The following is a 14,871-nucleotide window of genomic DNA, read 5'->3' on the forward strand; positions in this document are numbered from 1 at the left end:
TCCCCACCCTCCAGGTCCAAGCCTCCCAGCCCTCGCGCATCGACACCCGGGTCACTGTCGACAACCCACAGGCGCAGAACCGCACCCTCGGCGGCCTGCTCGAACACGTCTCCGGCGTGCAGAGCAGCGCCTTCGGGCCAAACGCGGGCGCTCCGGTCATCCGCAGCCTCAGCGGCAACCGCGTGCATATCCTGCAGGACGGCCAGTCCATCCTCGGCATGAACGCGATCAGCGGCGACATCAACATTCCGTTCGATCCGCTGTTCGTACGCAGTGTGACCGTCAACAAGTCCTCCGACACCGTGCGCTACGGCGGCAATGCGATCGGAGGCAGCGTGGAGATCGATCCGGGCCTGATCTCGCGCAGCATGGAAGACAAGGACCAGTCGATGGAACTGGTCCTGCGCAAGGGCTTCAATGCCGCCGACGCGCAGGGCTTCCGCATGAACTTCAACAACCAGCGCAACCTCTCGACCAACCTGCAGGTCTCTCGGCAGCGCATCTCGCACTACGACATCCCCGGCAACAGCAGGGCCAGTGTCTGCAACACCCGACTGTTTCCGCCGACCGGCGGCGTCAACTCGGCGCTGGCCGACAGCTGCCAGAAGGAGGCGCGCGTCCAGCAGATCTACAACAAGGCCTCGCAACCTTACATCGACCAGTTCATGACCGAGAACCCGGACTGGGCCGATGGTGATTTCTCGTTCTACACCAACAACCCGACTTCGGTCTGGCAGCGCCGTACCTATATCAATCCGGTCAATCCGGCCTATGTCGCCGGCACGCCGTCATACGTACAGAAGCAGATCAACAATGATGTGACGCCCGATTACCATCACCGGTTGGGCAACAGTTACGCGCGCAATTCGCAGGTGGCGTTCGGGTCGACCCTGTTCTTCGACCGTGGTTACGTGGGTGTCAGCATCGATGCCAAGGACAGCGAATACGGCGTGCCCGGGTTCTCGATGCAGAACCTGTCGTTCGGTTCCAACTACGCCAACGCATTGCCGGTGGGCGTGGTGATCAAGCAGGAACGCTACGCACTGGAAGCCCTGTCGCGCGACCCGCTGCCGTGGTTCGAGCGCGCCGAGCTGCGTGTTTCGAAGCTGGACAACACCTCGGGCGAACGGCTGGGTGCCACCAGGGCCAACGACTACGATTTCGAGAGCACCCAGGCCGAACTGCTGTTGAGCCATCAGCGTGTCGGTCCGCTCAGCGGCCTGCTCGGTTACAGCCACCAGTCGCGTGATGTCACCGGCAGCGGCTCGCTGCGCTACCTGCCTGACGTCGACACCCGCAGCAATGCAGTGTTCCTGAAGGAGACGCTGGACTACGGCTGGGTCAGTTTCGACGCTGGCGTGCGCCACGAGCGTGTCGGTCACGAACTGCAGCCGAGCCGCTTCAAGACCGCGCGCAATGCCGCCAACACGAAACTGCAGGATCGTTCCTACCGGCTCAACAGCTACGGCCTGGGTTCGTATGTCGAGCTCGGTCCGTTGTTCGCCGCCAAGGTGCGCTACTCGTCCTCGCAGCGCGCACCGGAGATCAATGAGTTGTATGCGAGCAACGCGCACTACTCGGTGATGACCCAGGAAGAAGGCAACCAGAACCTCGAGCCAGAGCGCGCGAAAAACCTGGAGCTGACCGGCCTGTTCCATATCGGAGGGTTCGAACTGTCGGCCACCGCGTATCGGATGAAGTACGAGAACTATCTGTACCTGGGTTACTCGGGCGTGCAGACCGCCAACCGCCTGCCGCTGAAATACTGGAAGCAGACCGACACCACGGTGAAGGGCTTCGAGATCGACGCATCGCAGGCCCTGGACCTTGGCCGCTATGGGACGTTGAACATCTCCGCCTTCGCCGACCTGGTGAAGAACAAGGCCGATCACCCCGATTCGCTGCGTGCCCACAACGACGGCGAGTACCTGCCGAACATGCCGACCAACCGCTACGGCGCCAATCTGCAGTGGCAACGCGAGGGTTGGAAGGCGCAGCTGTCCAGCACCTACTACGACACGCAGAAGTACCTCGGCCGCAACGTCAGCGAGGAAGTGCCACTGGATGCCTTCAACCTGGTCGACCTGCAGGTCAGCCGTGAGCTGCCGGTACGCAACAGCTACATCGCCGGCATGGAGGTGTTCGTCAACGGCAGCAATCTGCTCAATGAAGAAGCACGCCCGCACAACTCGCCGTTGAAGTACATCGCGCCGTTGCCGGGGCGTGGTTTCCAGGTGGGGGTGACGGTGAGGCTCTGACGGTCAACCGATGGCGCCGCCCGCGGTTCGATGAACTGCGGGCTCGGCGTAGTGGCGGCAACGTTGCGCTTCAAACCCGGTCTGATCCACCATCAGCAGAAAATGGAGATGGGAATGAACTGGATGCGCCCCCTGTCACTTGGCCTGTTGCTGTGCCTGTCATCCGGCGCCAACGCGGCCTCCGCCATCGTCTACGACGACGATGGCCGCTACGGCTACGCCATGAACCACAGCACGCTGTCGGCTGCGATGCAGCGCGCACTGCAGCACTGCGCCGTTCGGTCCCGCAACTGCGCGCAGACTGCCACGACCACCGCGGTGGGATATTCGGCGATCGCTACCGGCACCGTCGCCATGGGCTTTGCACTCGGGGAAAAGACGGCGGACGCCGCACAACGCAAAGCGGAAAGAATGTGCAGGCAACGTGCCAATGACTGCACACTGGCAATTCTCTGGCGCGAAACGCCAAGCGGCATTGCGCCGCCCGCTCATCCGGGTCATGCGGTGCCGGAGCCCAGGCTCTATTCCTCGCCCGAAGTCGGGCAGGACGCGGCTGGCACCACCCACTAGGCCTGCACAACGCCCGTGCGGCGCGGCCGTGTGTTACCGCGTTGAACAAAGAAAAACGCCTGCAGATCGAGGATCTGCAGGCGCTTCTTTGTATCTGGCGGAGTGAGAGGGATTCGAACCCTCGATAGAGCTTTTGACCCTATACTCCCTTAGCAGGGGAGCCCCTTCGGCCACTCGGGCATCACTCCGGGGTTTTCTCCGCGTCTGGTGCGTCGCACCTCAGCGGGGCGTGAATCATAACGTTAATCGAGTGCGAAGGTAAAGCGTTATTCGGCAGAATTTTCGCTACCGGTGCCACCGGCTTCATCACCACGCTGGATGCGCTGATAGATCTCTTCGCGATGCACAGCGACGTCCTTCGGCGCGGTGATGCCGATACGCACCTGGTTACCCTTGACGCCAAGCACGGTGACGCTCACCGAGTCACCGATCATCAGGGTTTCGCCGACGCGGCGAGTCAGGATCAACATTTTTGTAAGTCTCCATGGAACCGTGTGGAAGGGTATCCCCCACCGGCTTGACGCTCCGTCAAGAAGCGCTACCACGACAAAGGGAAAAGATTCGCAATGGTACCGTCAGCCGTCCCGCTCCTACAAGGAGGGGGACGGCCAGGTTCATCACAGGCGGGGGCTGACCCATTCAACGACTGCAGCCAGCGCAGTGGCAAGGGCGGGCCCGTCCTCGCCACCACCCTGGGCGAGGTCCGGGCGTCCGCCGCCCTTGCCCCCGATCTGACTGGCGATATGGGACAACAGTTCCCCGGCCTTGACCTTGCCCATTGCACTGCCGTTCACACCCGCAACCAGGGCAGCCTTGCCGTCCTGGGCACCGGCCAGCACGATCACCGCATCGCCCAGCTGCTGCTTCAGGCGGTCCATGGCGTCACGCAGGGCCTTGGCATCGAAGCCCTCCAGGCGGGCAGCCAGCACCTTCACGCCGGCAACCTCGACAGCCTGGCCGGACAGGTCGGCCGTGGCACCGGCGGCGACCTTGGCCTTCACGGCCTCCAGCTCGCGCTCCAGCAGCTTCTGGCGCTGGCCAAGGGCACGGATCTTCTCGACCACGTCGGCAGCGCTGCCACCGAGCAGGTCGGCGGCCTCGGCCAGGCGGGCCTCTTCGGCGTCCACGTAGTCCAGGGCGCCCTGGCCGGTGACCGCTTCGATACGGCGTACGCCGGCGGAAACACCGCCCTCGGAGGTGATCTTGAACAGGCCGATGTCGCCGGTGCGGTTGACGTGGGTACCGCCGCACAGCTCGGTGGAGTAGTCACCCATCTTCAGCACGCGCACGTGCTCACCGTACTTTTCGCCGAACAGGGCCATGGCGCCGAAGTCCAGCGCTTCCTGCATGCCCATGTTGTGCACTTCGGCAGCGTTGTTCGCGCGCACCTGCTGGTTGACCTTGCGCTCGATCACAGCCAGCTCTTCCGCGCTGATCGGCTGGAAGTGCGAGAAGTCGAAACGCAGGCGGTCCGGAGCGACCAGCGAGCCCTTCTGCTGCACGTGGGTGCCCAGCACTTCGCGCAGGGCGGCATGCAGCAGATGGGTGGCCGAGTGGTTGAGGATGGTGGCGCCCCGGCGCTCGCCATCGACCTGGCCGGACAGCACGTCGCCGACCTTCAGGCCGCCGTCGGACAGGGTGCCGACGTGGCCATGGAACTGGCCGGCGAACTTCTGGGTATCGTCCACCGCCAGGCGCACTCCGTTGCCGGTCAGCACGCCGGTGTCGCCGACCTGGCCACCGGATTCGGCGTAGAACGGGGTCTGGTCGGTGATCACGATGACTGCGTCACCGGCATCGGCCGACTGCACCGGACGACCGTCCTTCAGCACGGCCAGCACGGTCAGGCCGTCGGCCTGCAGGCGGTCGTAGCCGAGGAACCGGGTCGGGCTCAGGGTCGCCACCAGCTCGGCCGGCAGGGTCACGCCGCCACCGAACTTGCCGGCCGCACGTGCGGTTTCGCGCTGCTGTTCCATCGCAGCATCGAAGCCGGCGATGTCGACGGTCAGGTCGCGCTCGCGGGCGATGTCCTGGGTCAGGTCGAGCGGGAAGCCATAGGTGTCGTACAGGCGGAAGGCGTCAACGCCCGGGATCACGCCATTGCTGGCCTTGCCCGCGACGTCTTCGAAGATCTTCATGCCGGCATCGAGGGTTTCAGCGAAACGCTCCTCCTCGGCCTGCAACGCACGGGTGACGGTGTCAACCGCTGCCGGCAGTTCCGGATAGGCCTCGCCCATCTGCTCGACCAGGGTCGGCACCAGCTTGCTGAAGAACGGCTGGCGCACACCCAGCATCCAGCCATGGCGCAGGGCGCGGCGGATGATACGGCGCAGCACATAGCCACGGCCTTCGTTGGAAGGCAGCACGCCATCGACGATCAGGAACGAACAGGCACGGATGTGATCGGCGATCACACGCAGCGACTTGTTTTCCAGGTCGGCGGTGCCGGTCAGCTCGGAGGCCTTGCGGATCAGGGCCTGGAACAGGTCGATCTCGTAATTGGTGTGCACGTGCTGCAGGATCGCCGCCAGGCGCTCCAGGCCCATGCCGGTATCCACGCACGGCGCCGGCAGCGGCACCAGGGTACCGTCGGGCTGGCGGTCGAACTGCATGAACACCAGGTTCCAGATCTCGATGAAGCGGTCACCGTCTTCATCCGGGGAACCCGGGGGGCCACCGGCGATATGGTCGCCGTGGTCGTAGAAGATCTCGGTGCACGGGCCACAGGGGCCGGTGTCAGCCATCTGCCAGAAGTTGTCCGAAGCGAACGGCGCGCCCTTGTTGTCACCGATGCGCACGATGCGCGCTTCCGGAATGCCGACCATGTCGCGCCAGAGTTCGTAGGCTTCGTCATCGGTCTGGTAGACGGTGACCAGCAGGCGCTCGGCCGGCAGCTTCCAGACCTGGGTCAGCAGTTCCCAGGCCCAGGCAATCGCGTCCTTCTTGAAGTAGTCGCCGAAGGACCAGTTACCCAGCATTTCGAAGAAGGTGTGGTGGCGTGCGGTGTAGCCGACCTGGTCGAGGTCGTTGTGCTTGCCGCCAGCGCGCAGGCAGCGCTGGACGTCGGCCGCGCGCACATAGCTGCGCTTCTCCGCACCAAGGAACACGTCCTTGAACTGCACCATGCCGGAGTTGGTGAACAGCAGGGTCGGATCATTGCCCGGCACCAGCGGCGCCGACGGCACGATGGTGTGGCCTTTGCCCTTGAAGAATTCAAGGAAGTCGCTGCGGATCTGGGAAGTCGTGAATTTGGCGGATGCGTTCATTGGGGGCTGGCAGTCTGCGGGCCGGCGGGCCCGGACCACCGGCCGCATTGGCCAGGGTCGCGAGGGACCGCCGAAAACCTAAAGGGTATCAGGCCCGGCGCCGCCAGTCTCAGTCATCCGGGTCGTAGCGGGTCGCACGGCGGATGCTGTCGCCGTCGAAGCCGCGTCGGGCCAGCAGATCGGCGGCCTTGCGCCGCTGCGTCAGGTCCTGCGGGCCGGCCTCGCCAAAGCGTCGGCGGACCAGGTCACGGGCGTTTTCCTGCCAGTCGCCTTCGTAGCTGTCCATCGCCGCGGCAATCGCGGCACTGTCCAGGCCGTGGGTCCCCAGCTCGGCGCGGACATGGATCGGCCCATAGCCGGTGTTGGCACGCATCCGCACCAGATTCTCGGCAAAACGGGTGTCGTCCTGCCAGCCGGCCTCGGTGAGCTTGGCGACAGCCGCCTGCGCCGCATCGTCTTCGATGCCGCGTGCGGTCAGCTTGCGGGTGAGTTCCTTGCGCGAGTGCTCGCGGCGAACCAGCAGGCCCAGCGCCCGTTGCACGGGGGTCTGCTCACGCGGCCGGCGTTTGCGACCGTTGGGAATGTCGTCGGCGTCGGACATGCGTACTCCAAGGGTGGCGCCATCCGTGGCGCCCAGCCCATCCCTGGGCGATTCGAACCTGCGGGACAGGGCGACGTCACTGACGGCGCCGCCCTGCCCCACAGCAAGCTTTACTCGTCGTCGCCTTCGTCGTCGCCTTCCTCACGGCTGGCTTCGGTCGGCTGGAACTTCTCGCGCAGCTCGGCTTCGAGCTTCGCAGCAACTGTCGGGTTGTCGCGCAGGTAACCGCGGGCGTTGTCCTTGCCTTGGCCGATGCGTTCTTCGCCGTAGCTGTACCAGGCACCGGCCTTCTCGACCAGCTTGGCATCCACACCCATGTCGATCAGCTCGCCCTCGCGGCTGATGCCCTCGCCGTACAGGATCTCGGTGATGACCTGCTTGAACGGAGGCGCCAGCTTGTTCTTGACGACCTTGATCTTGGTCTGGTTGCCGATGATCTCGTCGCCCTTCTTGATCGCGCCGATACGGCGGATGTCCAGGCGCACCGAGGCATAGAACTTCAGCGCGTTGCCGCCGGTGGTGGTTTCCGGGCTCTGGCCCGGCATCATCACACCGATCTTCATGCGCAGCTGGTTGATGAAGACCACCAGAGTGTTGGAGCGCTTGATGTTGCCGGTCAGCTTGCGCAACGCCTGGCTCATCAGGCGGGCCTGCAGGCCCGGCAGCTGATCGCCCATCTCGCCTTCGATTTCGGCCTTCGGGGTCAGTGCGGCGACCGAGTCGATCACCAGGATATCGACCGAACCCGAGCGGACCAGCATGTCGGCGATTTCCAGCGCCTGCTCACCGGTATCCGGCTGCGACAGCAGCAGGTCGTCCACGTTCACGCCCAGCTTGGCGGCGTAGATCGGGTCCAGCGCGTGCTCGGCATCGATGAAGGCCGCGGTGCCGCCCATCTTCTGGCATTCGGCGATGGCCTGCAGGGTCAGCGTGGTCTTGCCCGAGGATTCCGGCCCGTAGATCTCGACGACACGGCCCTTCGGCAGACCGCCGATGCCCAGTGCGATGTCGAGCATCAGCGAACCGGTCGGGATGGCTTCGACGGGCTCGACCACGCGGTCGCCCATGCGCATCACCGAGCCCTTGCCGAACTGCTTTTCGATCTGGCCCAGAGCTGCAGCGAGGGCGCGCTTCTTGTTCTCGTCCATCGGTTGGGTCCTTGCAGAGGTCGTGTCGTTGGAGGTGCTGTCTTTGGGGGTCTTCTTTGCCATGGGCTCACTTTAAGTCGGACGTATCGCACAGGCTGAGATTCTGCCCGGCGCTCTGAAAAGAATTATCGGACATCCGTACCAACCTCAGTGGAACCAGAGAATCGCCACAAAAGACCGCGGGGTAATGCGCTATGGAACGGGTCAACGGTTGGGTCGCAACAGGCCGCAATAGAGGCCTTCGATCGAGAAGTCCTGGTCCGGCTGCACCTCGATCGGCTTGTAGTCGGGGTTGCGCGGCAGCAGGCGGATACGATCCTTGGCGATCTTCAGCAGCTTGACGGTGATCTCGTCATCGATGCGGGCCACCACGATCTGCCCGGAATGGGCGTCGCGGGTGCGGTGCACGCCGATCAGGTCACCGTCGAAGATGCCCTCGTCGATCATCGAATCGCCCTGCACCTTCAGCAGGTAGTCCGGCGCTGGCGAGAAGAACACCCGGTCCAGCACCACGAAATCGTCCGAGCCGATATCGGCGCCGATCGGCAGGCCCGCCGCAACCCGGCCGAGCACCGGCAGGCGCAGCACGCTGTCGGGCAGGCCTGGCTCGGCCAGTTTCTCGACCGGCGGCGCCTGCACCAGCCGGATGCCGCGGGCCTGGCCCGGGATGCGACGGATCGCACCGGCCTGCTCCAGGGCCTCCAGGTGGTACTGGGCCGCGCGCACGCCCTTGAAGCCGAACGCACGTGCGATTTCAGTCTGCGACGGCGGTGCGCCTTCGCTCTCGATACGCTCGGCGATCAACTGCAGGATCGCCTGCTGGGTGTCGGTCAGGTCCATGATTAGTAGTATTACTACTAACTCACAGGACTGCAAGTGCCGGAGACGACACGGCGACATCTGTAGTACCGAGCCGTGCTCGGCAATGTGGTGAATGTCTGGGCTGACCTGGGCAAGAGCAGCCGAGCATGGCTCGGCTCTACAGGAATCGCTGCGGCAAGCACACTAGTTGTGCTTGCCGCTTCTCCAGATCGAGAACAGGATCCACACACCGCAGAAGCCGGCGCCGATGAAGCCGCAGACCCCCAACGCCAGCAGCCAGCGGCTGGAGACGCCACCGACGCTGTGCATCACGATCGACGAGCCGATGATCAGCGCAGCAGTGACGATGCCCATCACCAGCCGGTTCGCGGCCCGGTTCACCTGTTCGCCAAAGCCCTGCAGTGCGGTGGTTTCCACCTTCAGCTGCAGGCGCCCACGGCGCGCTGCCTGTACCAGCTTGCGCAGGTCGCGCGGTAGTTCGCCGGCGAAGTCGACCAGGCCCAGCAGGCTGCGTCGGCCACGCTTGAGCAGCGCCGTGGGGGCATAGCGCTGCAGCACCACCCGCTCCAGGAACGGGCGCGCGGCGCTGGCCATGTCGAAATCCGGGTCCAGCTGCCGCCCCATCCCTTCCAGGGTCAGGAACGCCTTGATCATCAACGCCAGGTCAGCCGGCAGGGTCAGGCTGTAGCTGCGCAGCAGCTGGGTGATGTCGCCCAGCATCAGGCCGATGCGCAGGTCCTTCAGCGGCACGCCACGGTATTGGTCGACGAACTGGCTGATGTCGTGCTGCAGCCGGTTCTCGTCCACCTCGACACCGCCGGCCCAGTCCAGCAGCACGTCGGCCACGCCCTGCGGGTCCTGCTCGACCAGCCCGTGCAGCAGCTGAGCCACCTGGAAACGCCGCACTTCCGACAAGGCGCCGACCATGCCGAAATCGATCACGCCGATGCGGCCGTCACGCAGGTAGATGATGTTGCCCGGGTGCGGGTCGGCATGGAAGCTGCCGTCCTCCAGCACCATCTTCAACACGATGTCGGCACCGCGTCGCGCCAGTTCGCGGCGGTCCAGCCCAGCCGCATCGACACCGGCCAGGTCACGCCCTGGAATGCCGTCGACGAAGTCCTGCACGTTGAGGCTTTCGCAGGTCCACTGCCAGTGCACGCGGGGAATCAGGATGTCATCACGACCATTGAAGTTGCGCGCGATGCGCTCGGCATTGCGGCATTCGGCGGCGAAATCCAACTCGCGGCGCAGCGACACGGTGAACTGCTGCACGACTTCGGCCGGGCGGTAACGTCGCAGATCCGGCAGTCGGGCCTCGACGATCTCGGCCAGGCGGGCCAGCAACCGCAGGTCGGCCTCGACCACATCGCGGATGCCGGGGCGCCGTACCTTCAGCACCACCTCGCGACCGTCATGCAGGCGCGCACGATGGGCCTGCGCCAGCGAGGCGGCCGCCATCGGGGTTTCGTCGAGGAACGCGAACACGTCCTGCGGAGACGCACCAAGATCGGCTTCGAGCTGCTCGCGGATGTCCGCATACGGCAGCGCAGGTACCGCGTTCTGCAGTTCGGACAGCTCGGCGATCCATTCCGGTGGCAGCAGGTCGACGCGCGTCGCCAGCACCTGGCCGAGCTTGACGAAGGTCGGGCCGAGATCCTGCATCGCGCTGCGCACGCGCACCGGTGCGGTCATCCGCAGCAGCTCCTGGCGGTCCTCGTTCCAGTGCAGCAGGCGCCCTGCCCGCTCCAGCGTGGTGGCCAGGCCGATGCGCCGCACCACGTCGCCGAAGCCATAGCGGATCAGGACAACGGCGATTTCCTGCAGTCGGCCCAGGTCACGGACCGTGCCCAGCGTTTCCCACATCATGCGTACTCCGGACGATTACCGGAGCAGCATGTCACAGCTGGGCGTCGATACCGCGCAATGCCGCCGCCACGGTTTGCCGGCGGATGGCTTCGCGGTCACCATCAAACTGGAACAGCTCAGCGCGGGCGTAGCCGCCACGGCGCTTCCAGCCGATCCAGACGCTACCGACCGGCTTGTCCGGGCTGCCGCCGCCGGGGCCGGCGATCCCGGTCACCGCGACGGCGATACCGGCGCCGGAGTTGACCAGGGCACCGGACACCATTTCCAGCACGGTTTCGCGGCTGACCGCGCCGAACTGCTCCAGGGTCTGCGCGCGTACGCCCAGCAGGCGCTGCTTGGCCTCGTAGCTGTAGACCACCATGCCGCAGTCGAAGAACGCCGAGGAACCGGCAATGTCGGTCATGCACTTGGCGATCCAGCCACCACTGCAGCTTTCAGCGGTCACCAGCTGTAGCGAGGCCTGCTGCAGGCGCTGCCCGAGCGCGGCGGACTGGGCGTTGAGTTCAGCGTCGGTGGGGATGGACATCGGCATGACGGTGGGATGAAGAGCCAGCACGTTGTACCGCAGATGACAGGCTGATGTCGCGCGCCGCCGCGATAGCAGTCGCCGAGCATGGCCCGGCGCTGCCTCACCACTCCGGCAGCTTCTCCGGCAGCAGCGCCCGGATCGGTGCGCCGTCGGCACTGGCGGCCAGCTTTTCGGCTTCGGCGATCGGCAGGTCGACCTGCAGCAGCCAGCCTTCCTCGTCGGCCTGCTCACTGCGGATCACTTCCAGCTGGTGCAGGCGCGCGCGCAGGCGGCCCGCATCCGGCGGCAGGCGCAGTTCGCCGGTGACGTGCTGCAGTCCCAGGCGCTTGCCCAGCACCGCCTGCAGCAGGTCCAGGCCCTGCCCGTCACGCGCGGAAATCCACACCCGCTCGCGGCGCGACTCGTCCGGGATACCGTCCTGGCCGTCGTGACGGACGTCGGCGCCTTCAATGCGGTCGATCTTGTTGAACACCAGCAACTGCGGCAGATCACCGGCACCGACTGCGGTCAGTACCTCGTCCACCTGGGCGATGCGCTCCTCGCGGTGCGGATCGGCGGCGTCGACCACGTGCAGCAGGAAATCGGCCTCGCGTGCCTCCGACAGCGTCGAGCGGAAGGCGGCAACCAGGTCATGCGGCAGGTCACGGACGAAACCGACAGTGTCGGCCAGCACCACGTTGCCACCGGGCACCGCGATGCGGCGCACGGTCGGGTCCAGCGTGGCGAACAGCTGGTCGGCGGCATAGGCCTCGGCGCCGGTCATGGCGTTGAACAGGGTCGACTTGCCAGCGTTGGTGTAGCCCACCAGGGCCACGCGCGGCAGCTCGCTGCGCACACGCGCACGGCGCATCTGGGTACGCTGCACCTCGACCTTTTCCAGGCGCTTCTGCAGCTGCTCGACCCGCTTCTGCAGCAGGCGCCGGTCGGTTTCCAACTGGGTTTCACCCGGACCGCGCAGGCCGATCGAACCGCCGCGCTGGCGCTCCAGGTGGGTCCAGCCGCGCACCAGCCGCGTGGCCAGGTGACGCAGCTGCGCCAGCTCGACCTGCAGCTTGCCCTCGTGGCTGTGCGCACGCTGGGCAAAGATGTCCAGGATCAGGCCGGTACGGTCGATCACCCGGCGCTCCAGGAACCGTTCCAGGTTGCGCTCCTGGCCCGGGCTCAACGCATGGTTGACCAGGACCAGGTCGGCACCACCGGCGTCGGCCGCCGCCTTGATCTCGTCCAGCTTGCCGCTGCCGATCAGGGTCGACGGATTCGGACGGTCCAGGCGCGCGGTGATCGTCGCGGCAATGCTGGCCCCAGCCGAGCGGGCCAGATCACCGAATTCTTCCAGCACATCGTCTTCCAGCTTGCCGAAATGGGGCTGGATCAACAGGGCGTGTTCGCCCTTTTTCGAGCGGTCAAACATTCACCGCTCCGGTATTACTCGTCTGCTTCATCACCTGCCTGACCACCTTCACCCGACTGCACGTAACCACCGCCCGGACCGACCTTCACGTTGCGTGCCGGAACGACCGTGGAAATGGCGTGCTTGTAGACCATCTGACTGACCGTGTTGCGCAGCAGGACCACGAACTGGTCGAACGACTCGATTGTGCCCTGCAGCTTGATGCCGTTGACCAGGTACACCGAAACCGGCACGCGTTCGCGCCGCAGTGCGTTCAAGAAAGGATCCTGCAGCGATTGCCCCTTGGACATTGCACACTCCTGATTATTGTTCTTATTGGGTTGCCGACGGTTGCCACGGCCCCCGAGCCACCCGCCGACCGATGATGTTACACGGCTGGCGGGGGTTCAGCGTGCGACGAAGGTCGACACCGCGCCGGCCAGGCGCTCCCTGTCCATATGGGGGTCGAACCAGCGCGCATCAAGCTCGCCACGCAGCCAGGTCAGCTGGCGCTTGGCCAGCTGGCGGGTGGCGAAGATCGCCTTGTCACGGAAACGGGCGGCATCGCCCTCGCCGTCGAGGTATTCCCAGGCTTGGCGGTAGCCGACCGCACGCACCGCCGGCAGGTCCAGCGGCGCCGTCACGGCGGCCATTTCCGGCATTGCACGCAGTGCCCGCACCTCGTCCAGGAAGCCCTGCGCCAGCATGGCGTCGAAGCGGGCCTCGATGCGCTGGTGCAGGACGGCGCGGTCACGCGGGGCCAGGATCAGTTTGAGGGTGCGTACCGGCAACGGCGCCACGCCCGGCCGACGCTGCCATTCGGTGATGGGGGTACCGGTCAGGCGGTAGACTTCCAGCGCCCGCTGGATGCGTTGCGGGTCGGTGGCATGGATGCGCGCGGCCGCTGCCGGATCGACCTCGGCCAGCTCCGCATGCAGTGCCGCCCAACCACGCTCGGCCGCCTCGGCGCTGAGCGCCTCGCGCATTACCGGGTCAGCCTCCGGCATCGGCGACAGGCCCTGCAGCAGGGCCCGGAAGTACAGCCCCGTACCACCTGCCAGGATCGGCGTTTTGCCACGCGCCACGATGTCGGCCACGACCCGGCTGGCATCGGCCGCGAACTCGGCCGCCGAATAGGTCTGCCACGGATCGCGCAGGTCCAGCAGATGATGCGGCGCCTGCGCACGCTCGGCGGCGTCGGGCTTGGCCGAACCAATATCCAGATACCGGTAGACCAGCGCCGAATCGACGCTGACGATCTCGCCGTCCAGTTGCCGCGCCAGGGCGATCGCCGTGGCGGTCTTGCCACTGGCAGTCGGCCCCATCACGGCGATCGCCAGCGGCCGCCGGTCGATGCCCATCAGTCTTCGTCCGGCCAGCGGATCGACGGCGTGGCATCGGCACGCGGCGTCGGCACGGCGTCGACGGCCTGCCAGATCCTCAGCGCATCAACGGTGGCCGCCACGTCATGCACGCGCACGATGCGCGCACCGCGCTGCACCGCGATCAGATGTGCGGCCACCGACGCCGCGACCCGCTCGGATGGCGTGTCGCGGCCGGTCAGTTCGCCCAGGCTGCGTTTGCGCGACAGGCCAGCCAACATCGGCACGCCCAGTTCCAGGAAGCGTTCCGAGCGCGCCAGCAGGGTCATGTTGTGGGCGGTGCTCTTGCCGAAGCCGAAACCGAGGTCGATCAGCAGGTTCTTCTTCGCGATACCTGCCATCTCGGCGGCGAACAGGCGCTGCACCAGGAAACCGTGCACCTCGGCGACCACGTCGCTGTAGTGTGGATCTGCCTGCATGTGGCCCGGTTCGCCCTGCATGTGCATCAGCACCACCGGCACGCCGGTTTCAGCGGCGGCGTCCAGCGCCCCGTCCTGACGCAGGCCGAAGATGTCGTTGATCATGCCGGCGCCAGCGGCCACCGCCGCGCGCATCACCTCCGGCTTGAAGGTGTCGATGCTGATCGGCACCTGGGTGCGGGCGGCCAGCTGCTCGATCACCGGAATCACCCGGCGCAGCTCATCCTCGATCGACACCGGCGCAGCGCCCGGGCGGGTCGATTCGCCGCCGATGTCGAGCAGGTCGGCGCCCTCCTCGACCAGCTTCAGACCGTGGGCGACGGCCGCCTCGGTGGTGTCGTGCGCGCCGCCATCGGAGAACGAGTCCGGGGTGACGTTGACGATGCCCATGACCCGGGCACGGTCCAGGCGCAGGATGCGGCCGGCGCAATCGAGCTGGGGCGAGGTATCGAACATGGGCAATCCTGCAGGGACAACGAAAGGTAGTTTAGTTCGGCAGGGCGGCGCCCTGCACCCGCAGAGGCCAGAGCGACAGCAACAGCCGGAGCAACAGCGGGTTCACTGAAGAATGGCGGGGTGGGTCCGGTTGCGGGGGCCGCTGCAAGTACGTCCATGTA

At 65.9% G+C, this 14,871-nt stretch carries 13 protein-coding genes and 1 tRNA gene; 2 read left to right on the top strand and 12 right to left on the bottom strand.

Translation table 11 applies throughout. The annotated features are described in order from the left end of the window. Both ARC63_RS03000 and ARC63_RS03005 read left to right on the top strand, forming a co-directional pair. A partial coding sequence (locus ARC63_RS03000) for a TonB-dependent receptor domain-containing protein (protein WP_057502482.1) occupies nucleotides 1-2,258 on the top strand: 2,258 nt, incomplete at its 5' end. Between the two features lie 114 nt (nucleotides 2,259-2,372). Further along, on the top strand, nucleotides 2,373-2,828 hold the full coding sequence (locus ARC63_RS03005) for a DUF4189 domain-containing protein (RefSeq protein WP_032953406.1): 456 nt from the start codon (nucleotides 2,373-2,375) through the stop codon (nucleotides 2,826-2,828). 95 nt (nucleotides 2,829-2,923) lie between these two features. Here the strand turns inward: ARC63_RS03005 and ARC63_RS03010 are convergent. The 12 genes from ARC63_RS03010 to folP all read right to left on the bottom strand — a co-directional run bounded on the left by ARC63_RS03010 (nucleotide 2,924) and on the right by folP (nucleotide 14,710). Further along, nucleotides 2,924-3,016, bottom strand: a tRNA-Ser gene (locus ARC63_RS03010). Between the two features lie 78 nt (nucleotides 3,017-3,094). Beyond that, the gene (csrA, locus tag ARC63_RS03015; protein WP_004152909.1) at nucleotides 3,095-3,298 is read right to left on the bottom strand and encodes a carbon storage regulator CsrA; all 204 of its coding nucleotides are present in this window, start codon (nucleotides 3,296-3,298) and stop codon (nucleotides 3,095-3,097) included. Nucleotides 3,299-3,445: 147 nt separating this feature from the next. Next, a complete protein-coding gene (gene alaS / locus ARC63_RS03020; protein ID WP_010484254.1) occupies nucleotides 3,446-6,094 on the bottom strand; it encodes an alanine--tRNA ligase in 2,649 nt (882 codons plus the stop codon). A gap of 109 nt (nucleotides 6,095-6,203) precedes the next feature. Further along, nucleotides 6,204-6,695, bottom strand: a complete 492-nt coding sequence (gene recX, locus ARC63_RS03025; RefSeq protein WP_049412637.1) for a recombination regulator RecX — start codon at nucleotides 6,693-6,695, stop codon at nucleotides 6,204-6,206. Between the two features lie 110 nt (nucleotides 6,696-6,805). Continuing rightward, nucleotides 6,806-7,843: a recombinase RecA gene (gene recA / locus ARC63_RS03030; RefSeq protein ID WP_010484252.1), complete on the bottom strand. Its 1,038-nt coding sequence runs from the start codon at nucleotides 7,841-7,843 to the stop codon at nucleotides 6,806-6,808. Between the two features lie 204 nt (nucleotides 7,844-8,047). Further along, nucleotides 8,048-8,683, bottom strand: coding sequence for a transcriptional repressor LexA (gene lexA, locus ARC63_RS03035; RefSeq protein WP_010484251.1), 636 nt, complete (start codon nucleotides 8,681-8,683; stop codon nucleotides 8,048-8,050). Between the two features lie 165 nt (nucleotides 8,684-8,848). Then, entirely contained in the window at nucleotides 8,849-10,531 is a 1,683-nt protein-coding gene (ubiB, locus tag ARC63_RS03040; protein WP_029550825.1) for a 2-polyprenylphenol 6-hydroxylase, read from the bottom strand. A 34-nt stretch (nucleotides 10,532-10,565) separates the two neighbouring features. Further along, nucleotides 10,566-11,060 carry a CinA family protein gene (locus ARC63_RS03045; protein WP_010484249.1) on the bottom strand — a complete coding sequence of 165 codons (495 nt, stop codon included), beginning with the start codon at nucleotides 11,058-11,060 and terminating at the stop codon, nucleotides 10,566-10,568. A gap of 103 nt (nucleotides 11,061-11,163) precedes the next feature. After that, on the bottom strand, nucleotides 11,164-12,474 hold the full coding sequence (gene hflX / locus ARC63_RS03050) for a ribosome rescue GTPase HflX (RefSeq protein ID WP_057502483.1): 1,311 nt from the start codon (nucleotides 12,472-12,474) through the stop codon (nucleotides 11,164-11,166). A gap of 14 nt (nucleotides 12,475-12,488) precedes the next feature. Next, on the bottom strand, nucleotides 12,489-12,764 hold the full coding sequence (hfq, locus tag ARC63_RS03055) for an RNA chaperone Hfq (protein WP_004152891.1): 276 nt from the start codon (nucleotides 12,762-12,764) through the stop codon (nucleotides 12,489-12,491). 96 nt (nucleotides 12,765-12,860) lie between these two features. Then, nucleotides 12,861-13,814, bottom strand: a complete 954-nt coding sequence (gene miaA / locus ARC63_RS03060) for a tRNA (adenosine(37)-N6)-dimethylallyltransferase MiaA (protein ID WP_049412635.1) — start codon at nucleotides 13,812-13,814, stop codon at nucleotides 12,861-12,863. Then, nucleotides 13,814-14,710, bottom strand: coding sequence for a dihydropteroate synthase (gene folP, locus ARC63_RS03065; protein WP_057502484.1), 897 nt, complete (start codon nucleotides 14,708-14,710; stop codon nucleotides 13,814-13,816). Before folP ends, miaA begins: the two co-directional genes overlap by 1 nt. Nucleotides 14,711-14,871 lie beyond the last annotated feature (161 nt).

It is taken from the genome of Stenotrophomonas geniculata ATCC 19374 = JCM 13324 (assembly GCF_001431625.1).
Lineage (GTDB): Bacteria > Pseudomonadota > Gammaproteobacteria > Xanthomonadales > Xanthomonadaceae > Stenotrophomonas > Stenotrophomonas geniculata.